Raw genomic sequence first — 21,435 nt, forward strand, 5'->3', positions numbered from 1 at the left:
CCGGCGGCGGGACCGCCGTCGGGCGGGCGCTCGCCGCGGGCGGCGGCGCGGCCTCGGGCGGTGCCTCGGGCGCGCTGGTGACCACCAACGCGGTCACGGCGACCGCCGCGACGGCCGTGACGGCCGCAGCCCCGGCGGCCACGGCCGGGTTGGTGAACCGCTGGAACCGGCGTCCGAGCGAGGCGACCAGGCCGGCCCAGCCACCGGTGGCGGCCGCGGTCGCCGCGGCGGCGTACCCGGTGGCGGAGGCGCCCAGCAGCGCCGGCGCGAGCACGGCGCCGAGCTGGGAGTTGAGGGCGCCGAGCTCGAGCACGCCCGCGCTGCAGTCGGCGCAGCCGTCCAGGTGCCGCTCGACGTCGGCGCGGGTCTCGCGGCGCAGCCGACCGCGGACGTACGGCGCGAGCTGCTCGCGGTAGGGCCGGCACGCCTCGTCGCGGACCGCGGCCAGGTGGGCGCTCAGGTAGGCCTTCCGCAGCCCGTCGCGGGCGCGGAAGCCCAGCGCGGCGACGGCGTTGGCCTTGATGCCGAGGAGCCGGCCGACGGTGGCGTGGTCGTCGTCCTCGACCGCGGTGTGCCACAGCACCGCCTGCCACCGCTCGGGGAGCGAGGAGAAGGCACTCGCCAGCACCGTCGACTCCTGCCGCTCGGCGGCCTCGTCGCGCGGCAGCGGGTCGTCGGGGACGGCCTCGTCCTCGACCCAGACGAACCGGCTGTCGCCGCGCACGTGGGTGACGTGGACGTTGCGGACCGTCCGCAGCAGGTAGGGCCGGAAGGCCAGGGTGGGGCCGCCGCCGGCACGGAGGGTCTCCAGGACCCGGGCGAAGGACTCGGCGACGACGTCCTCGGCGGTGACCGGGTCGGTCAGTGAGCGGGCGTAGCGCAGCGCGGGCTCGCGGTGGCGGAGGTAGAGCTCCTCGATGGCGTCCCGGTCGGCCTGGCGGGCCCGACCGATGAGGTCGAGGTCACTCGTGGCGTGGTCCGGCTCGAGGAACGCCGTCACCAGGTCCACCTTCCAGGTCTACGGGTACGACGTCCCATCATCGGGGATCGCGCAGGCCCCTGCCGACGATTCAGTGCAGCCTGGGGTGGAATTCACCCGGACGCTCACCCCGGTCTGGTCCGGCTCGGGCGGCTAGCCGGCGAGGGCGGGGAGCAGCACGGTGACGGTGGTGCCCTGGCCGGGGCTGGTGACCATGGAGATCTCGCCGCCGTGCGCCTCGACGACCGCCTTGCAGATGCTCAGCCCCAGGCCGAGGCCCTGGACGGCGTCGCGCCGGGCGGAGTCGGTGCGGTAGAAGCGGTCGAAGGCGCGCTCGCGCTCGTGCCGGGCCAGACCGGACCCGGTGTCGCCGACCATCAGCACGATCTGTGGCCCGGCGGCCTGGAGGCTGATCTCGACCGTCCCGCCCGTGGTGGTGTGCTTGACGGCGTTGGAGACCAGGTTGTCGACGACCAGCTCGATCTTGTGGGGGTCGGCCGTGGTGACCACGGGGAGCAGGTCGCAGCTCAGCTGCACGCCCCGGGTGCCGGCGGGGTGGCGGTGCCGCTCGGCGACCGCGCCGACGAGCTCGCTGAGGTCGACCCGGTCGAGGTCGAGGGTGAGCCGGTCCTGGGAGCCGGCGACGAGCAGGTGCGAGATCCGGTCGGTGAGGGTCCGGGCGCCGCGGCGCGCCGTACCGAGCATCTCGACGAGCTCGGGGTCGCCCCCCTCGAGCTCCTCGGAGATGATGTCGAGGTAGCCGACGACCGAGACCAGCGGCGTGCGCAGCTCGTGGGAGAGCGTGGCGAGGAACTGGTCGCGGACCCGCACCGACTCGACGAGCTCGGTCACGTCGAGCGAGACGACGACGGTGCCGAGCGACTCGCCCGCCGCGGAGGTGACCTGGTGGGCCGAGACGGCGACCGCCGCCTGGGAGCCGGGCTCGCCGAGCCAGACCAGCTCGGCCTCGATCTCGGCGCCGGAGAGGGCACGGGTGACGAACTGCTCCTCCGGCGGCACCCGGCGGATCCGGTCCTCGCGCCACACCGAGGTGCCGGGGCGATCGGGGTTCTCGACGTCCATGCCGGCGAGCAGCGCGAACTCGAACGCCCGGCGGTTGGCGAGGCGGCGCTCGCCGTCGGGGCCGTGGTAGGCCAGGCCCACCGGCAGCACCTCGATCAGCGAGCGGGTGATCTCCAGCTGCTCGGTGGAGGTCTTGAAGGCCTGGGTGAGCTTCGCCGAGCGGTCGGCGAGGATCGAGGACCCGAGCTGGGCGACCAGGGCGAGCATCACCGAGACAGTCGGGAGCGCGAGCAGGCCGATCCACTGGGTCGCGTGGGGTGCCTCGGAGGCGCGCAGGTAGGGGAGCGCGGTGATGAGCACCGCTCCGCACGACGCGAGCGCGACCCCGGTCCGGCCGAAGTGGAAGCCGAGGCACAGGATCGGGATCAGCGCGATCGAGCTGATCGAGATCAGCGTCCCGACGTCCTGCGAGCGGATCACCGCGATGGCGACGATGTCGAGGACCGGGACCACGGCCAGGAAGCGGACGGGCAGCGGCAGCGCGATCGCGGCGCCCAGGGCCAGGGCGGCGGCGCCGGCCAGCGTCGAGGTGGTCGTCAGCAGGTCGGGGGCGGTGATCGCCAGGGCCAGGGTCAGCAGCGCGACCAGGAACAGGACGGGGGCCTGCCAGATGAGGAACCAGCGACGACGACCCGCAGGGTTGAGCGTCAACAGTCGCGCCATCGTCACCTGTCACCAGAGTCTGCGTGGGGGGCTCGTCCCTGAAGGCGTATCGGTCGCCTGGGCCCGAGCGTAGACGAATGAGTACCCGCCGGTACGCCCTTCGAACCGGCGCGGTACGACCATCCACCGTGACGAATCACCCGCGTGTTCACCCTGATCCGCCGGTCTGGACCGGGTCGGCCCGGGCGTAATGGATCCCGGACACCGACGTCCACCCGTCGCAGACATCGGACCAAGGGGACGTGATGGCGGAGCTCGGCAAGGACATCCAGCGACTCAGTGACGGTCGGGCGCTCTTCGACGCCCGGCGCCGGCGGCTGGTGCTGCACGACGACCGGGGTGCGGTGGTGGTGGAGATGGAGATCGGCGAGACCGGACTCCGCAACTGGCTGCAGCGGCTGCTGCTGACCACCCCGCACGAGGGCGGCCGCGAGCCCCAGGAGACCGCGGTGCTCCTGCTGCTGGCCCGCCTCGCCGCGGGTCGGACGGCACCCAAGCCGGCGCGTCCGGCAGCGCGTCCGGCAACTCGTCCGGCAGCGCGCGTGGGCTGAGCCCACGCGGGGAGGGATCAGGCCGCGAGGTCGCCGGGGCGGTCCGGCGTACCGCCGGCGGCCGCGTCGACCCCGTCGGGCCCGTACGACGGCGGGACCGGCCCGCGGTTCCCGGCGTTGAACGACCGGCCCACAGCGACCGCGACGGGCAGCGGGAGGATGATCCAGCACACGATGACGAGCGCGATCACGAGCATCATGGGACCCCCATCGGCCGCCGGAGCGGCGACCTGAGCCATGGTCTGGACCACGGCTCAGGCCGGGCCCCCGTCAGCGGCGGGGACGGCGGGCCGGCTTGCGCACCACGTCGAGCCGCATCCGCACGACCCGCTTGCGGTCGTCGGAGAGCCGGTAGCCGATCGTCCAGCTCCGACCGACCTTCACGGAGCGCGGAACGGTGACGACGGCGTACCAGGTGATGACACCGTCGTCCACGGCGGACGCTCGGAAGACCGCCCGCGGCGTCAGCTTGCCGCCGGCGCCGGGCAGCATCAGCTGCGGCGTGGCCCCGTCGGTCTGGGCGACGACCCGCACCCTCGACCGAGGCTTGACCTGGTAGCCGCCCCGCACCTCGGGCGCGCCGGCGATCCGGGACTGTCGCATCTCGTAGGTGAGCCGTGCGACGCGGGTGTTGCCCGCCGCATCGGTCGCGGTGGCGACGACGGTGACGTCGCCGGCGTACAGCTCCCCGGTCTCGATGGTCGGGGACTGGCGGACCCGGCAGGTGGACCCCGAGGTGGCGTCCGCGGTCCGGCAGCCGACGGTCGGCGGGGTGGTCATGAAGCGCTGGCCGTTGCTGACTCCGGTGATCGCGATGCTGGGCGCGGTCCGGTCGATGTTGATCCCGCTGACCACGACCCGGGCGGTCGCGCCGTCGGCGGCGGTGATCTCCTCGGAGATCGTCCGGTCGCGCTGGTCGGCGCCCAGCGTGTACGCCGTCGGACAGGCGCGGACGAGCGCCGCGCTGCCCCGGGTGCAGCTGAAGCTGAACCGCAGCGGCTTCGTGTGCCAGCCGCTGACCCGCCCGGGGCTGACCGTGATGGTCGGCGCCCGGCGGGTGTAGAGCTGGGAGCTCCCTTGGTGGTTGTCGTCGCCGAGGTACGTCGCGGTGATCCGCACGTCGACCGACGGTGACGGCGGGACGGCGCTCACCGCGGCCACGCCGTTGGCCCCGACCTCGGCCGTCCCCAGGTCGGTGAGGTCGGTCGGGGAGCTCAACGGCGCCCAGGCGAAGCGGACCCGGCCCCCCAGTGAGGCGCTCGGCACCCTGCTGCGGGTCACCTGGGCGCTGACGCCGCCGGCGGTGACGGTCGGGACGGCGGTGGTGGTGGCGACCTTCTCGACGCCCAGCGTCCCCTCCCCGGTCGTCGAGGCGGCGAACACCCCGGCGTCCGTGCCGGTGGGCACGAAGGTGGCGGTGACCGCCCGGGCGGCCGCGGTGGTCGGGGCGTAGGCGCTGGTGAGCACGGCCCGACCGTCGACGACCGGCACGGTCTGGCTGATCGCCGGGACGCCGACGTCGGCCGCGACGGTGAAGGTCACCTCCCCGGTCGGCAGCGCGGCGTCGACCCCGCCCACGTGGGTGGAGGCGACCGCGGCGACCTCGGGGGCGCTCACCCGGGCGGCGACCTCGACCTGCTGGTTGACCTGCGCGGTCCCGGTCTCGACGGACACGCTCACCGAGCGCAGCGTGGTCGGCAGGTGGTGGGCGCTCGCGGCCGGCACCGGGGCGTAGACGTCGTCGCCCAGGGCGGAGTAGGAGATCCGGCACGTCGGTGCGGGGGCGGGGGTGGACCTCACGATGGTCACGGTGCTTCCGTCGGTGCGGCACACCTCGGCCGATTCCGGGTCGACGTGGACGACGACCCGGCGCCCGCGCGGGGAGGTCCAGGGCTGCGGCGTCCAGCTCTGCCCCACCCGGAGCGCGCCCGCCGGGGTCGCTCGGTCGAGCTCGACCGTCTGCGAGGTGCGCTGGATCGTGTACGTCGCCTCCTCGGTCGGGCCGGACCAGTAGGCGGGCTGGTCCGGGATGAACCGGACCGAGACGACGTGCCGGTCGTCGGCCCGCACCGGGGGGTTCTGCCGGGTGATCTGGATGGTCGCGGCGGCCTGCCCCGCGGCGTTGACCCGCTGCGGCTCGACGGGGAGACCGTCGGGGTCGGTGGCCTGGACGTCATCGACGAGGAAGGCCAGCCGGCCGGGCACCCCGTCGCCGTCGCCCAGGTTGTTGGGCCGGCCGAGGACCTGCGCGCTGACCTGGATCGCTCGGGCGTAGCGCAGCTTGTCCTCGGGGATCGACGCGAGCCGGATCGTCACCGGGTGGGTCCTGACGGAGATCGCCCCGGACGTCCAGGTGGCCGCGTTCCAGGTCGGGCGGTCGTAGGCGCCCGCCACCTCGGCGAGGTGCAGGGTGACCTGGCAGGTGCCGACCGCGTCGAGCGTGATCCTGGAGCCGTCCACCGCGCAGACACCCGGGGCCGAGGGCGTCGCCGTGACCGAGGCCGCGGCTCCCAGCGGTCCGACGAGTGTCGCCCGCGGGTCCCACGTGCCGCCGACGTACGCGGGGGTCGGGACGGCTGCGGGCGTGATGCGCTGCGTGCCGGTGGCGATGTCGACCGGGTCGGCGAGGCTGCCCGTCGAGCCGGCGAAGGCCGCGGGGTCGGTCGGGGTGAAGGCCACGCGGGCGGTGAGGTCGCCGGCCGCGATGTCGGGGACGATGTCGAAGGTGCCGACGCCGTCGCGCCACGTGCCCGGAACGGAGAGGACCGGCACCTGGTCGCGCAGGAGCTCCAGGCTGCCGGTGCCGGAGGCGAACCCGTCGCTGGTGCGTGCGGTGGCGGTGAACCGGGCCGGGACGCCCACCTCGAGCGCCGTCGGCCCCGCGACGGACACCGACGTGGTGGTCTGCCGGATCGAGACGTGCTGCTCCGGGGAGACACCGGCGGAGTAGCGGTCCGCGATGCCCTCCTGCTCGAAGGAGAAGTAGCAGTCCCCGTGGCCGGCGAACCGCAGCACCTTCGCGGCGGTGACGTAGCACGCGTACGGCGGCACGCCCGCGGGAGCTCCGGTCACCGGGGTCGTCTTGGTGGTGTCGACGGTCAGGACCACCGGCTTGCCCGAGGCACCGCCGGTGGCGGTGCCCGACCAGGTGTCGTGCACCTTCACCTCGGCCGGCGGAGCGACGGGCACGGTGACGATCTGCGGGGCGAGGTCGATCCGGAAGGTCCGGGTGGTGTCCGCGGCCGACGGGGGCGCGAACGTGACCGGGTCCTTGGGCTTGAAGGCGCCGATCACCCGGTACTCGCCCGAGCGGGTCGCTCGGAACTGGTGGAACTGCCCGCCCCCGAACCAGTCGGCGGACGGAGCGGGGAGGTCGGGCAGGTTCTCGTAGGACCCGTCGGTCGAGCGTCGGGCGACGCTGAACTCGCCCGTGCCCACCGCGGCCCTGCCGCCGCCCCGCGCGACCGCGGTGACGTCCACGATCTCGTCGACCCGGGGCCAACGCGTCGCCGGCGGGGTCAGGGTCGGGACGAGGACCGTCAGCTGGGTCGGCTTGCGCACGACCGGGACGGTGACGGTGGCGACCGCGGAGGCGGCGTAGCGACGCGGCATCGCGGGCAGCTGGGCGTCGAGCACGCAGGTCCCCTCGGCCAGCAGCTGGACGACCCGGTCCGGCACCGCGGGATCGTCGGTCACGTTCCGGGCGGCGCTGTCGGCGGCCCGGCAGGTGAGCTGAGGACGCGCGGGGACCGGGAGGGCGGAGTAGTCGTCGTACCAGGTGGGGGTGTTGGCGTGGGCGCCCGCGGAGAGGACGACCGGCTGCTGGTTGTTCGGCTGGACGTCGAAGGCCGGGGTCCAGGACTCGCTGACCTCGGCCGGGCTCGGCGGCGTCCCGGTGCGGGTGAACGACTGGGCGGCCACGTCCACCTCGAGCGTGCGCTGGACCGTGTTGGGCGCCCAGTTGTCGAGGTCGCTGGGCGTGAAGGTGTAGGTCACCACGTAGCTGCCGGCGAGCAGGGTCCGGCCGGCGATGGTGTGTGAGGCCTTGCCGGCGGCCTCCTGGCTGGTCACGGTGCCGGTGTCGGTGACCGGTACCGCCGGTCCGGGGCCGGTCACGTCGCTGATCGCGGCGCTCGTGGTGCCGGGCACCGCGCCGTTGGTGCCACGACGCGCGGTCGCGGTCAGGGACAGCGTCACCCCGGTCTCGTAGGTGCGGCCGCTCACGGCCGGCACGGCGAGGTCGACCTTGCGGCGCTCGACGACCACCGTGACCGGCAGGGCATCGGCGGGCGCGTACTTGCCCTCGATGCCGGGCTGGCGGAAGACGAGCTCGCAGTCGCCGACCTGGAGTAGCTGGACCGGGCCCGGGGTGAGGTCGGTCGGCGACAGCGGCGGGTCGGTGACCGGCCGGTCGCACACGCTCGGGGTCAGGATCTCCATCGTCACGGGCTCGTTCGACGCGCCGCCCCGGGCCTCGGGGTCCCAGGTGTCGTCGATGTTGCGGTCGGCCGGGATCACGGCGACCTTGATCTCCTGCGGTGCGACGTCGACCGGGAGCGGCGTGCCCGCGGCGTCCGTCACGTCGTAGGCGTCCGGTCGGGTGGGCACGAAGGTCGCGGCGACGTCGTACCGCTGGGCGGACGGCGGGGTGAAGTCCTCGGGGATGGTCGCGGTGCCGTCGCGGTAGTCGAGCGCGTAGGTCTTCAGGAACCCGCCGGGGCCGGTGATGGTCAGGGTGCCGCGGCCCGAGCGCTTCCGGGGCGGGTCGGTGGGGTCGACGACCGCGGGGACCGGCGCCTCGTCGAGGACGTCGGTGGCGGTCGCGGTGAGCCGGACGCCGTCGCCGTAGACCGCGTCGGTCGGGACGGCCACCGAGACGGTGACGTCGCGCCGCTGCGGGGTGAGGGTGATCCGGCTCGCCGGTGCTGCTTCGTAGAACTCACCGCCGCCCTGCGTGGCCTCGACGACGCACGTCGTGCCCGCGGTGACGGCCTTGACCACGGTGATCGTCAGGCCGGAGGTGGTGCAGATCCCGGCCGAGCCGACGGGCTCGAGGACGACGTCCTCGCCCGAGTCGCCACCGACGACGCCGCCGTTCCACGCGACGTCGACCGTCGCCGTGCCGCCGTCGTACGGCGTCGGGGCGCCCTCCTCCCCGTCGGCACCCCAGAGGATCCGCTGCTTGCCCCGGGCGACCTCGAAGGTCGTGTGCGGCTGCGCCGGGTCCGCGACGAGGGTCGCGTAGCGCTCGATGTCGCCCACCTCGTCCGGCACGAAGTCGACGGTGACGCGGTGGGTGCCGATCGACGCCGGCGAGAGCTGTCCCTTCGCCACGCCGTCGACCACGTCGAGCGTCGTGACCGCTCCGGTGGGGTCGTCGGCCCCGACGATCCGGACGGTGCCGTCGCCGACGACCTTGACCGTGGTGCCGGGCAGCGCCAGCCGGTCCACGAAGCTGACCTCGACGTCCACGGGGCTGCCGTAGCGGGCCACGTGGTCGGCGTCGGGACCGGTCGCGGTCAGGACCACCGCGAGCGGACGGGGCGCGACCGTGACGGTGGTGGTGTCGGTGTCCTTGTTGTAGTTGGTGCTCTCCGGAGCCTCGGCCTCGATCTCGCACGAGCCCGGCCGCAGGAACAGCACGTCGGTGCCGCCGACGACCTCGCAGGGGGCGTCGTCGTCGACCTTCAGCAGCACCGGCTCCCCGGACACGGTCAGGTTGCGGGCGACGCCGCGCCAGCGCTCCCCGACGTAGAGGACGTCGCCGGGGGGGCCGAACCCCACCTCCTGGGTGGCCTTGGTGATGTCGAAGGACCGGGTCTTGGTCGCCGTCGCGTACACGCCGTCGTCGGCCGGCAGGGGCGCGTAGGTGACCGTGGCGTGGTAGAGGTTGGCGTCGCGCAGCTGGCCGGGTGCCGAGATGACCTTGTCGGCCCCGCCGAAGGTGTAGCTGCCGAGCGAGACGGCCGGGCCGCCGGCCCGGGGGGTGACGGTCACGGTGCCCTCACCCGTGAGGACCGCGTCGGTGGCCTGGTCGCGGGCGACGGCCCGGACGACGACCCGGGTGCCGTACACCGACTCCTCGGGGTCGACGGTCACGGCGAGGGTGACCGGCCGGGGCGTGATGGCGACGTCGACCGGGACGGGAACCGATGCGAAGTGCTCGCCGTCGCCGGCCGCCACCACCTGGAGGGCACAGGTCGGGGAGGTCCCCGGGGCGCGGTTCGGCGTGACGGTGGTGCCGGAGATCGAGCAGTTCACCGGTGCGCCCGTGCGGTGCGTGACCGTGAGGCCGCCGTACGCCCCGTCGACGTCGAGCTGGACCGGCGTACCGACGACGTGCGGGCCGGCGGGCGCCGAGGCGGTGGGCTGCTGGTGCCGCTTGACGACCAGGGTCGCGGTCGGGACGGTCGGGACGGCGTACGCCGCGCCGGGGGCGACGGTGACCGTCACCGTGGCGGAGCCGGTCGCGGTCGGGGTGTGGTGGAAGGTCGCCTGCTGGCCGACCCAGGTGGGCGCGGGGAGCACGGTGGCGCCGACCGAGACCGTGACCAGGCCGGCCGAGGTGGCGATCGCCCGGTCGGGGTCCGCGTGGTCGCGCAGCGTCACGGTGAAGGTGGCCTGGGTGTCGACCTCGTGGGCCGTGGGGGGGGGGGCGCCGCCGCCGGCCCGGGGGCGCCGGCGGGCGGGGGCGGGGGGGGGGGCGGCGCCGGTGCGCGCGCGCGCGGGGGGCGGGGCGGGCGCCGGGGGGGGGCGCGGCGGGGTCGCTCCGCTGCCGGGGGTGGGGGGGGGGGGTGGCGCCGGGGGGGGCCGGGGGCGGCGCCCCCCCGACGACGTCCATGGTGCGCAGCCGGGCGGTGACGGTGGAGGCGGCGCCGACGGTGCTCGCGCTCGCGTGGTGCGTGGCGTCCGGCGTGGAATACGACGCCCGGAAGCCGCGGGCCGTGGTGTTCCCGGGGGTGATCTTCCGCTCGGCCCGGGCGACGCCGTCGGTCCCGGTCGGCACCAGGGTGAACAGCAGGTCGGGGTCCGTGGGGTCCTCGCTGGCCGGGTCGTAGATGGCCACCTTCCCGGTCGGGGTGACGCCGCCGGTCGTCGCGGTCACGGTGGCGACCAGGGTGACCTCGTCGCCGACGAGTGGGCTGGTGTCACCGGCGGTGAGCCCGGTCGTGGTCCGGTCGAGGACGACGAGAGGGGTCAGCGTGGACGGCGGGGTCGCGAAGACGGTCGACTCGGACGGGGTGAAGTCGAGCGTGACGGCGACCGCGGACCCGCTGGCGGTCGGCGTCCACTCGCCGGTCGCGGTGCCGTCGGCCTGCCAGGTCAGCGGCACCGTCACGCCCCCCATCGTCAGCGTGCTGCTCGAGGCCTCGACCGGCTCGTCGTCGTCGGCCGGGTCGGTCGCCGTGACGACGACGTCGGTGGGGACCCCGGCGAGGATCGGCGAGGAGAGGGCCCGCACGGCCAGGTCGACGGTGCGCTTGACCGGGGTGACCCGGGCGGCCGGGCCCGAGACGCTGGCGGCGTACGTCGCGGTGGTCGACGTGCCGGCCGGGACGTAGCGGGCGACGTAGTCGCGGACCGTGGCGTCGTCGACGACGACCGAGAGCTCGGCGACGACCGTGTCGGTCGAGGTGACCGGGTCGCCGTCCTCGTCCTCGGTCTCGGCGGCGACCAGGGTGGTGTCCGTGTCGACCACCTCGTCGTCGAGGGGGTCGGCGGGGTCGCCGATCCGAACCAGCTGGACCTGGCCGTCGGGCCGGCCGGCTCCCGACGAGGTGACCTCGGCGACGACGCTCAGGCGGTTCCTCACCAGGGGCCGGTCGTGGTCGAGGGCGAGGGACGTGAGCGTGGGCGCGACGACGTGCAGCTTCTCGTCGGTCGGGACCTCCGAGGGGCCGAAGAGGGGGGAAGCGGCGACGAAGTCGAGCGTGACGTCGAGGTCGCCGGTCTCGGCCGGGGTGTACTCGCCGAGGCCGGTCGTGCCGGTCCATTCCAGCTCGACCGGGTCGCCGCCGATCTCGAGGAGCGTGGCGTCGGCGTCGGGCGCGACGCCGAGCCCTCCGACCTTGTCCACCGCTGTGACCGTGACGATGCTCCGCCGGCCCTGGACCGCGGGTCGCGGCGTGATCGTGACCGTCGCCTTCGCGGTGCGGGCCGCGGCCGTGACGTCGAGCGTGGTGGCCACGCTGCCGTCCCAGGCGGAGCCGTCGGCGGGCCGGTACGTCGCGTCGTACGACAGCGCTCCGTGGCGCCGGGGCCGGACGGTCGTGGACACGGTGGCCGAGTCGGTGCCGACCCCCTCGCCGGAGGTCGGGAGCGCGATCTCCAGGGGGGCGTCCCCGGCCTCGGCGTCGGAACGGGTGAACAGCACCTTGCCGGCGGGGACGCCGCCGGGGGAGGAGACCGTGGCGGTGAGCACGAGGTCGCTGCCGGCCAGCGGGCTCGCCGGCGCCCCGCTGAGCGAGGTCTCGGTGTCGTGGACCACGACCTCGAACGGCTGGGTCACCCGGGTGGGCCGCCCGAAGGTGGTCGTGTCGCTCGGGGTGAAGAGGACCTTCACGCTCTGCTGCCCGAGGGTCGCGGCGTCGTACGAGAAGGTGGTGGCGCCGTCCTCCCAGGTCAGGTCCGGGACGGTGCCGCTGCCGACGTCGACGGTCCCGGTGCCGGCGACCGGGGAGCCCACGTGCCCCGCCCGCAGGTCGGTGGCGGCGATCGTGATCGGCTGCTGGGTGCCGCGTCCGACGGCGGTGGGGACCGTCACGGAGATCTTCACGGTCTCGACCACCGTCACGCTCGCGTCGTCGTCGCTGGCGGCCCAGGTCGCGGTGGCGGGGGCGTAGGTCGCGGAGTAGCCGGTGCTGCCGGCGCCGTCGGGGCGCACGGTCGTGCTGATGGTCGCGGAGTCGGCGGTGGGTCCGGTGGCGGGCAGGGTCTCGACCACGTCGCCGCTGGTGTCCGCGGCGCCGATGCGGTGGAAGGTGACGGTGCCGGCGGGGCGGCCGTCGGCGGTGGTGGAGACCGTGGCGGCCAGGACCACGTCACCGCCGACGGGGGTCGTCGTCGGGGTGGCGACGAGCGCGGTCGCGGTCGTGATCGGGGCGGGGTCGGCGGCGGCCGTCGGCAGCGCCACCACCGGCCCGCCGCCGAGCAGCAGTCCGGTGGTGAGCGCGAGCGTGAGCAGTCGGCGGTTCACCGGGTGTCCTCCAGGTGGTCGGTCGCCGTCGTCCGGGCGCGGGGCGTCAGGGCGTCGGGGTGGCGGTGGGACTCGGGGGCGTGGACGACGGAGCGGGCTCCGGCGCCGACGGCGCGGTCGTGGGCGGGGTGGAGGCGCCCTCGGCCGTGGGCGCCGCCGGGGCGACGAGCCCGGAGTTGAAGGGCTGGATCACCACCTGGTGGTCACCGTCGGTCGTGACGTTGATGTAGACGTTGCCCGGGCCGGCAGGCCACGCGCCCCGGATCTGCCAGTTGCCGCGCGGCAGGGACAACGTCGTCGTGCCGTTGACCGTGGTCTTCGAGTTGTCGGCCGGAGCGACACCGCTCTGACCCGTGCCGGCGAGGTAGCGGATCTCGGCCTCGTCGTTCGAGGCGGGGTCGGTGAGACCGGCGACCGACACCACGATGGTGAAGAACGTCTCGGTGAACCGGGCCATGCGCAGCTCGCCGTCCTCGCCGTCCGCCACGGTCACCGGCGCGGGCTGGTCGACGGTCCAGTAGTCGGCGTCGTCGTCGGGGACCGAGGCCGTGATCTGGTAGGTGCCCGCGGGCACGAACAGCTTGCCGGTGGTGACGAGGGGGTCGTCGACCGTCACCTGCGTCTCGTAGGACCCGTCGGTCTGGTCGATGTCGAGCACCGTCGTCGGGCGCAGGTGGCCGGCGGGCTTCTGCACGGTCTCGAGGGACCACTGGAGCAGACCGCTGGACAGGCCGTAGGCGAGGGCGATGTCGCCGCCCGTCGTGTCGGGTACGACGAGATCGGCGTCACCGCACTCCAGGTCGTCCTGCGTGGGCGAGCCGGTCGGCCCCGTGATGGCGCCCCGCCAGGCGGAGGGGGTGGTGAGGGTGACGTCGTAGCACCCCCAGCGCAGGTTGTCGAAGGTGACGGCGTAGGTGCCGTCGGCCGCCCGCTGAACGGTGCTGGTGAAGGTGCCGGGCGTGCCGGGACGGCCGGTGACGGTGACCGTGGTCGCGGCGAGCACGCCGTCCGGGTCGTCGTGGCTGGACGTGAGGGTGACGGTCACCTGACGGCCGTTGCCGCTGAGGGGCACCGTCGTGACGGTCACGGGGACCGGAGCGGACGGGTCGCTGGCGGTGATGTCCACCTCGACCGGGGCGGCGGCGCCGTAGCCTCGCTTGCCGTAGGTCACCACGTAGCGACCGACGGCGACGTTGGTGAACGTGAAGCGCCCGTCCGTGTCGGTCGTGGTCGACAGCGGGGTGCCGTCGAGGTCGATGGCCGGCTCGTCGTCGGGGCAGAAGGCGTCGTCGGGACCGTCGTCCTCGGCACAGGTCAGCGTGACCGCGGCACCGCGGACGGCGGTGCTGCCGGTGTCGGGCGCGGTGGTGGTCACCACGCCGGTCGCCGCGCCGCGGGGCCGCTGCACCGGCATCGCCAGGTCCTGGCTCTGGCCGGCCCGGTTGGTGAGGATGCGGACCCGCTGCTCGGTGAGGGTCAGACCGGGGGCGTCGACGAGGACGGTCGCCCAGCCCGGGACCACGTCGGCGAAGGTGTAGACGTTGCCGGACTTCACCGGCACGGTCTCCTTGCCCGAGTCACGGGGCAGGTTCATCGCGCGCCGGTGCAGGACGACGTCCGCGCCGCTGACGGGAGCGCCGGTGTCGTCGGTCACCGTGACGACGAGGTCGACCGTCGAGGCGTAGAGCGGGACGTCGACGTTCGCGCGCTCCTGACCGCCGTCGAGGGTGACGATCGTGCCCCGCGGCGGGGTCTGCGGGCGGGAGTAGCCCGCCGGGACGGCGCCGCTCTTGACGCTCAGGAGGTAGTCGCCCTCCGGGAGGCCGCGCTCGTTCGGGCCGACCTCCGCGAAGGTGAAGGTGCCGCCGGTCCGCGGGGTGCCCGTGGTGAGGGCGGTGACACGGGTCCGCGCGGGGAAGGACGTGTCCAGCGCGTCGCAGGCGGTCGCGTCGTCCTGGCACCGCTCGAGGGTCAGCGTGACGTTGCCGAGGTGCTCGTAGTTCGGCTCCTCGCCGGGGCCGACGGTCCCCGCGTCGTCGAGGTCCTCCGGAGCGGTGCCGTCGGGGGCCATCAGGCCCTTGAGGGTGCCGCTGATCGAGCCCAGCTTCTTCGTCAGCACCACGGTGCAGCTGGTCGGCGTACCGGGCTCGATCTTGATCGCCGACGTGGTGCCGCCGCCCGGCGCGGGGCACCGCACCGCGAGGGTGTCACCGGCGCTGGTGCCCGGCGTGTAGCCACCGACCTCGGTGGACAGGAGGTACTCGTCCGCGTCGTAGGTGCCCGGCGCGAGCCGGGTGAAGGTGGCGATGCTGTCGTCGGTGGTGCTGCGGAGGGGGACGTCCTGGGTCGGGGGGATCGCCAGGCTGACCTGGTGGTCGTCGCCCAGGTCCACCGGGCCCGCGCTCTGCGGGTACGTCGCGCCCTGGAGCCGGAGCTTCAGCGAGCCGAGCTCCTGGATCCTGAGGATGCCGTCGCCGGCGTCCTTCCAGAGGCATCGGTCGGCGCCGGGACGGCACACCAGGTCGGCGGTGACCGGCTGGTAGTCGTCGAGTCCGTCGACGGTGACGCGGTAGGTGCCGGGCAGCACCTGGCCGGACGGGAGCGAGGGATCGGTCAGGGTGACGGCGCCTCGAGTGGCGTCGTCGTCGGTGGCGGTGACGTCGAGCTTGACGTCACCGGAGGCGGCGGGCTTGTCGTCGACGCGGAGCTGCACCTTGTCCCAGTCCAGGTCGATGTCGGCACTGGTCGGCGTCGCGGGGTCGATGCCGATGGTCGCGGCGAAGTCGATCGGCTTGGGGTCGAGCACGAAGGAGGTGACGCCGGCCGTGGAGAACTCCACGTCCTGGGTCTGGGCGACCGGAAGGGGGAGGTAGCCGTCGGCGTTGATGCTGAGCACCTTGACCCGGTTGGTGGCGATCGGCACTCCGGACGAGAGGGTGCCGGGGTCCCACACCAGGTCCCGGAGCCGGTCGTTGGTGCAGGGCGCGACGCGGGTCGGCACGGTCGTCGACGCGATGCCGAAGCAGCCCAGCTCGTCGGACGAGACCGTGATCGTCTCGTAGCGGACGCTGTCGGTGAGCTCGTCGCCGTCGTACGACGAAGCGATCTGCAGCGTGACCGTGGCGTTCTTCAGGCTCTGGGGGGTCCAGGGCTCCTGGAGGTCGTCGACGCTGCTGGTCACCCGACCGACCACGCCGGGCAGCGGGTCGGTGAGGCGCAGCCGGGCGGTCACGACGCCGTCGATCGGCACCGTCCGGGTCAGCGACCCGGTCATCGTCGCCAGCACCGGGGTGCCGGCACCGGAGCCCTTGACCTCGTAGCTGCCGCCGATCGTGTAGGCCTGGTCGGGCAGCAGGCCGGTGACCTCCACCTGGCCCAGCCCGTCGGTCTTGAGCTCGTCGGGGAAGAGGCGGGTGTGGCTGATGTCGAGGACCTTGTCGGTCACGGGCACCATCGCGTCGCCGGGGCCGGGACGCAGCACGGTGAGCTTCAGGACGCCGTACCGCCGGATCGAGATGTCCTTGGGCAGCACCTGACCACGGTCGAGGTGCAGGTGCTCGGGGGGCGCGTCGAGGTAGTCGACGGCCTGCGGCTGGACCCAGAGGGTGTAGTCGCCGGTGGTCGGGACCTGGACGCTGTAGTTGCCCGAGGCGTCGCTGAGCGCGCACCACTGCTCTTCCCGGGCGGAGGCCTCCGTGATCTGCTGCACCGCCGTCTTGCACGGGCTCGTGGCCGGGTTCGCGTTGCACTCGCCGAGGGCGGTCGTGTCCCCGATGAGCTTCTTGCCCTTCAGGATCCACACGCAGCTGACCGGGTGGGTGCCGGAGTACGGCGAGGTGATCGTGCCGCGCACGACCGGCGCCGGGTAGAGCTGGGCGAGCGGGGCGGTCGCGGCGGTCGCGACACCGAGCTCCACGTCGACGGTGCCGATCTCGTAGCCCGGGGCGCTGATCGTCACCGTGTGCAGGCCGGGGCGCAGACCGGCGCCCGGGTCGATCTCCGGGTCGGGGAGCAGGTAGTTGGCACCCGGCGAGAACTTCGTCTTGTACTCGTCGTAGGTCTCGGGGGTGGTCTCGGGCATCTTCGGCTGCCGGACCGTGGCCGTGAGGCAGGGGTCCGCGGTCGCGCAGACGGTGGCCGGGAGGGGGAGCTGGGTGCTGATGTCGATGGCCGAGCCCTCGATCGTCGAGGTGGCGGTCAGGCCGTCGGAGCCGTCGTCGCCGAGCCGGACGTTCCACGGCTTGCTGTCGCCGGTGGCGACCTCGACGTTCTGGTGGACGGTCTTCTTGCCGAAGTAGCGCGTCGTCAGGATGTAGTCGCCGGGCACGACGCCGGTGAACTCGTAGTCCCCGCTGCGCTGGCCCTTCCCGCTGTCGCCGTTGGTGCTCATCGTCTTGTAGCTGTGCTCGGCGTTGCTCAGGGTGAGCCCGGCGTTGGGCCGGCCCACCCAGGTGCCGGAGGCGTTGGTGGTGAGGACCCGACCACTCAGCCGAGCCGTCGAGGAGGCGAGGTCGAAGTCGACCGTGGCCGCGGCCTGGCCGCGCTTGAGCCGCAGGCGGTGGGTCTGGGCCTGGAAGCCCATGCCGCTGGCGGTGACGGCGTACGTGCCGGGGGCCGGCAGGCCGGGCAGGGCGTAGGTGCCGACCGGGCTCTGGGTGAGGGTCGTGGCCGTGCGCACGTCGCCCTTGCCGTCGGTGACGCTGATGGTGATGCCCCCGACGCCGGTAGTGCCCCCGTTCAGGGCCGGGCCGGTCACGGCGCCCTGGAGGGTGGTCACCCCCGCGGCCAGCTTCAGGTCGGCTGTGGCGGTGCCGCCCGCGGCGAGGGCGACGACGCGGGCCTCGCTGCTCATGTCGTGCTGGGTGGCGGTGACGACGTAGGTGCTGGGGGTCGAGAGGCCCTCGATCGACCAGGCGCCGACGTCGCCCTCGGAGTTGCTGCTGGTCACCGCGGTGTTGGTGCCGTCGGTGATGGTGACGGTGGCGCCACCCTCGGGCTTGCCGTCCTGGTCGGTGATGCGGCCCGAGAGCGAGCCCTCGCCGGCCTTCAGGTCGACCTCGAGCGGCTCGGCGGCCGCCGCGCTGCTGGAGTCGACGACGAAGCGCTGGGTCTGGTAGCCGGGCTTGCTGAAGCTGACCAGGTAGTAGCCCGGGGTCTCGACCGCGGGGAACGCCCAGGACCCGTCAGCGGCGGTCTGGACGTTGCGGTCGCGGAACGCGCGCTCGGGCGCGCTGCGCAGCAGCGCGGAGGCCAGTCGCATGCCGGTGCCGTCGAGGGTGTCGTCGGGGACGCCGACGCCCTGCGCCCCCTCGGCCTGCTCGTCGACCAGGGAGGTCTTCTCGAGGCGTACCGCGACGCCGTCCGGACGCTCGCCCGCGACGGTCCCGCTGAGCTGCAGGCCCTTCTTCTCGTCGGCCTTCGCCGGCTCGGCCTCGCCCTTCTCGTCCTCCGAGCCGCCGTCCGAGCCGCCGTCCTTGCCGCTGTCGCCCCCGTCCTCGGAGGAGTCGCCGCCGGGACCCTCCGCCGCCGCGGTCTCCTCCGAGGTGCTCCGCACCTTCTCGGCGAGCGCGGGGATGAAGACGATCGCCGCCCCGGCCCACACCGCCAGGACGAGGAGCAGGCAGAGCGCCTTCAGGACGGACGGCCCGACCAGCGAGCGCTGGAGCACCTGACCGTCGACGTGCTTGACCGCCTCCGACCCGCGGGCGCTGAGGGTGAACGAGTGCACCGAGCGCGGTCCGACCATGGTCGGGCGCTTGACGCGGGCGCGGCCGCGGACGCTGACCGTGGCGCCGGGCTTGATCTTCACCTTGTCGCGCTGCAACGAGAAGGCGACGTGCGAGGTGGACTTCAGCTGCAGCTGCACCGTGGAGGCGACGGCGCCGGTGTTGCTCAGCTCGACCGTGAAGCGGCGCGAGCCGATCACCCGGACCTGACGCGGCTTGAGGTCGACCGCCAGCTGGCTGCGCGGGTTGACGACGAGCACCGACTCGGCGCTGCCGGTCGGCGCTCCCGAGGGCCGGCCGGTGGCGACGTCGAGAGCCTGGGCCGCGACCACCATCGGGTAGCTCGCCGGCAGGGTGCCCAGCGGGGGGTGCAGCGGCAGCTCGACCACGGCGGACGCGCCGGGGGCGAGCACCTCGGTGCGCACGGGGCCCTGGGTCCACGCGGCGTCGATGCCGACGACGGCCACGGAGAGCACCCGGGGGAGCGCCGCCGCGTTGGTGACGGCGACCCGGAGGGTGAGGGCCACGTCGGCGGCGGTGCCGACCTGCGCCGCCACTCCGACGAGGGGCCGCGGCTCGGGTCCGGAGTGCGGGCTGTCAGCCATCGGAGCGGGCCTCTACCTTGGTCGTCAACGCCTGACTGGCGTCGATGCTGATCGTCTTCGACCCTCGTGCGGTGCTGCCGCGGACCGGCATCACCTGGACGATGTAGGCCTCGGGGGCGTCCACGTCCTGGAAGGTGTAGGTGCCGTCCTGGCCGGTCACGCCGGTCCGGTAGACGACGCGGTTGTACTCGTCGTAGCGGTAGAGCTCCACGATCCAGCCCGGTCCGACCGAGGCGCCGTTGGCGCGGACGGCCTGCACCTTGACCGACGCAGCGACCGAGAGCGTCGTCGTCTTGTTGTACGGCGTGCCCGCGTCCACCTTGATGGGGTCGGAGACAGGGCTGACGCCGTTGCGGCTGATGCTCAGCGTGTAGGTGCCGGGCGGGATACCGGCCAGGCGGTACTGCCCGGCGTTGCGCTGCGGGACGCTGGCGGTGGTGACGGTGTAGGTCGAGGTGTTCGACGACAGCGTCACCGTCGCCTCACCGACCGGGAGGGCGGCGGGCCGGGGGTTGGCCGCCGTCGGCCGCTGCTCCTGCAGGACGGTGCCCTGCACGACGGCGGTGGCCGAGCGCATCTGGACGTCGCGCGCGGTCTCGAGGGTCGTGCCGTCCGGCTCCACGATCCGTCCCTCGGCGTTGAGCCTCAGGGCGGAGATCTGCGGCGCGAGGTCGGGCCTGCTGAAGGTGACGGTGTAGCTGCCCGGCAGCGTGAGGCCGCTGACGCTCCACTTGCCGCCGTCGCTGTCCTCCGACGGGCTGGTCGTCGCGGTCTGCACCGTCTGCTGGCCGTTGGTGACCGAGACCAGGACGCCCGAGGCCGGCTGCTCGTCGGCCGCAGTGAGGACCCGGCCGGAGAGCTTGCCCGACGAGCTGGAGAGCGTGGCGCCGACCCCGGAGAGCCGCTGGCCGTCGTCGAGGGTCACCCGCACGGTCTGGGACGCGTAGCCGTCGAGGCTGACGACGACCGAGAACATCGCGGGGGTGGGCAGGCCGCGCAGGGTGAAGGTCCCGACCTTGCTGACCGACATCGTCGTGACGGTCGTCTGGCCCGACGTCGCGGTGACCGTCGCACCACCGAGCGGGCCACCGGCCGAGCGCACGACGCCGCTGATCAGACCGTCGCCCTGGCGCAGCGTGATCTCCACCCCCGAGCGGGCCTCGCCGGCCGCGACGTCGACCGACTGCGTGGACGTCGCGAACCCGGGCTTGGAGACGACGAGGTCGTAGACGCTCGGCGACGGGACGTTCTCGAGGGTGAAGGTCCCGTCGTCCCCGACGGGCACCGACATGACGACCGCACCCTGCTCGGCGCTGGCGGCCGTGCCCGGCGTGCCCGCGGTGCTGCCGGCCGCGGCCTGACCGCTGAGCGGGACCCGCAGGGTGAGCGTGGCGGCCGAGACGTCCGGGCCGTCGATCGTGCCGGAGATGGAGGCAGGGATGCCGCCGAGGTTGACGTCGAGGCCGAGGGACTGGGCGCCGGCCTCGACGGTCACCGTCTCGGCGTCGGCGGCGTCGAGCGCGGCGGGGTACCAGACCTGCACGAAGCCGGCGCCACGGAAGGTCACCTTGTAGTCGCCGGCCGGCAGGTTGCCGACCTCCCAGCGACCGGTGGCGTCGGTGGCGTCGGTGGCCAGTGGAGCCTCGGTGTCGTCCGCGGCGAAGACGCTGACGGTCACGCTCTCGACCGGCTCCCCCGAGGTGAGCTGCTTGACGGTGCCGCCGAGTCCGGCGGTGCCGGTGCCGGCGCCGGCGTCGCGGGCGGCGGCGATCTCGAGGGCCAGGTTGCGGTCGGCGGCCGACTGCCCCACGATCCGCGACAGCGACAGCGTGATCACGATGGCGAAGACCGTCACGGCGAGGAGCAGGCCGAGCAGAGAGACCGGGCCCCGGGAGATCCGGGGCTTCTGGATGAACGTGGCGTTGGCGATCATCGGGATCGCCTCGTCGTCGATGCGCGGCACCGGCCGCTTGCGGCGCAGCGTCGGCCGGGAGAGCTTCTGCTCGTCGTCCTTCTTCTCCGGCGGCGGCGCGATCGGCACGTAGTCGGGATCGACCAGGCGCAGCTCCAGCGGGCGGACCACCGGGTTGCCGAGGAAGGGCTGCTTCGCCGTCGCCCGCATGTCGACCAGGGCGTGCTCGCCCGGCTCCAGCCGCAGCACCGGCGGGTCGAAGCGGAAGCGCACCCGGCCCTCGGGGTCCTGGCCGTGCAGGCGCTGGTGGATCGGGGTGTTGCCGGTGTTGTCGACCAGCACGTTGAGCCGGGCGGTGCGACCCGCCTGGATGGCCATCGGGTCGAGGCGGACCTTCGTCGCCGCCGCCTCCGGTACGACGAGGGTGATCTCCTCGACGACGCTCTCCTCCGGCGGGGTGAGCTCGCGCACCTGCACCGAGAGCCGCCGCTCGCCCGCGGTCATCCCCTCGGGGACGGTGATCATCACGCTGAGCGTGCGGCTCTCCTCGGGGAAGAGCGAGACCTCGTCGTCGGGCAGCGTGACCCACGAGGGGTCGGCGCCGAGCACGCGGACGGCGTATCCACCGATGACGGTGCCGGTGTTGCTGATGGTGACCTGGACCGGCTGGGGGATGCCCGGGTGGACGTCGAAGCGCCGCGGGGTGATCTCGACGTGCAC

General features: G+C 74.0%; 7 protein-coding genes. 1 reads left to right on the forward strand and 6 read right to left on the reverse strand.

Annotated elements, in window-relative coordinates; translation table 11 throughout:
- Both V7S47_RS00005 and V7S47_RS00010 read right to left on the reverse strand, forming a co-directional pair.
- The coding region (locus tag V7S47_RS00005) for a sigma-70 family RNA polymerase sigma factor (RefSeq protein ID WP_336559708.1) at positions 1–1,000 on the reverse strand (1,000 nt) is incomplete at its 3' end.
- A 132-nt stretch (positions 1,001–1,132) separates the two neighbouring features.
- Positions 1,133–2,713: a sensor histidine kinase gene (locus V7S47_RS00010; protein WP_336559709.1), complete on the reverse strand. Its 1,581-nt coding sequence runs from the start codon at positions 2,711–2,713 to the stop codon at positions 1,133–1,135.
- Between the two features lie 257 nt (positions 2,714–2,970).
- Between V7S47_RS00010 and V7S47_RS00015 the strand changes: the two genes are divergently transcribed.
- The gene (locus V7S47_RS00015; RefSeq protein WP_336559710.1) at positions 2,971–3,276 is read left to right on the forward strand and encodes a hypothetical protein; all 306 of its coding nucleotides are present in this window, start codon (positions 2,971–2,973) and stop codon (positions 3,274–3,276) included.
- A gap of 17 nt (positions 3,277–3,293) precedes the next feature.
- On the opposite strand, the gene V7S47_RS00020 is transcribed toward V7S47_RS00015, so the two are convergent.
- The 4 genes from V7S47_RS00020 to V7S47_RS00035 all read right to left on the reverse strand — a co-directional run bounded on the left by V7S47_RS00020 (position 3,294) and on the right by V7S47_RS00035 (position 21,435).
- Positions 3,294–3,476: a hypothetical protein gene (locus tag V7S47_RS00020; RefSeq protein WP_090859706.1), complete on the reverse strand. Its 183-nt coding sequence runs from the start codon at positions 3,474–3,476 to the stop codon at positions 3,294–3,296.
- A 70-nt stretch (positions 3,477–3,546) separates the two neighbouring features.
- Entirely contained in the window at positions 3,547–9,885 is a 6,339-nt protein-coding gene (locus tag V7S47_RS00025) for a hypothetical protein (RefSeq protein WP_336559711.1), read from the reverse strand.
- A 2,633-nt stretch (positions 9,886–12,518) separates the two neighbouring features.
- The gene (locus V7S47_RS00030; RefSeq protein WP_336559712.1) at positions 12,519–18,803 is read right to left on the reverse strand and encodes a carboxypeptidase regulatory-like domain-containing protein; all 6,285 of its coding nucleotides are present in this window, start codon (positions 18,801–18,803) and stop codon (positions 12,519–12,521) included.
- Positions 18,796–21,435, reverse strand: coding sequence for a carboxypeptidase regulatory-like domain-containing protein (locus tag V7S47_RS00035; RefSeq protein ID WP_336559713.1), 2,640 nt, complete (start codon positions 21,433–21,435; stop codon positions 18,796–18,798). The genes V7S47_RS00030 and V7S47_RS00035 overlap by 8 nt, the downstream gene beginning before the upstream one ends.

It is taken from the genome of Nocardioides sp. CCNWLW216 (assembly GCF_037120545.1).
Lineage (GTDB): Bacteria > Actinomycetota > Actinomycetes > Propionibacteriales > Nocardioidaceae > Nocardioides > Nocardioides lianchengensis.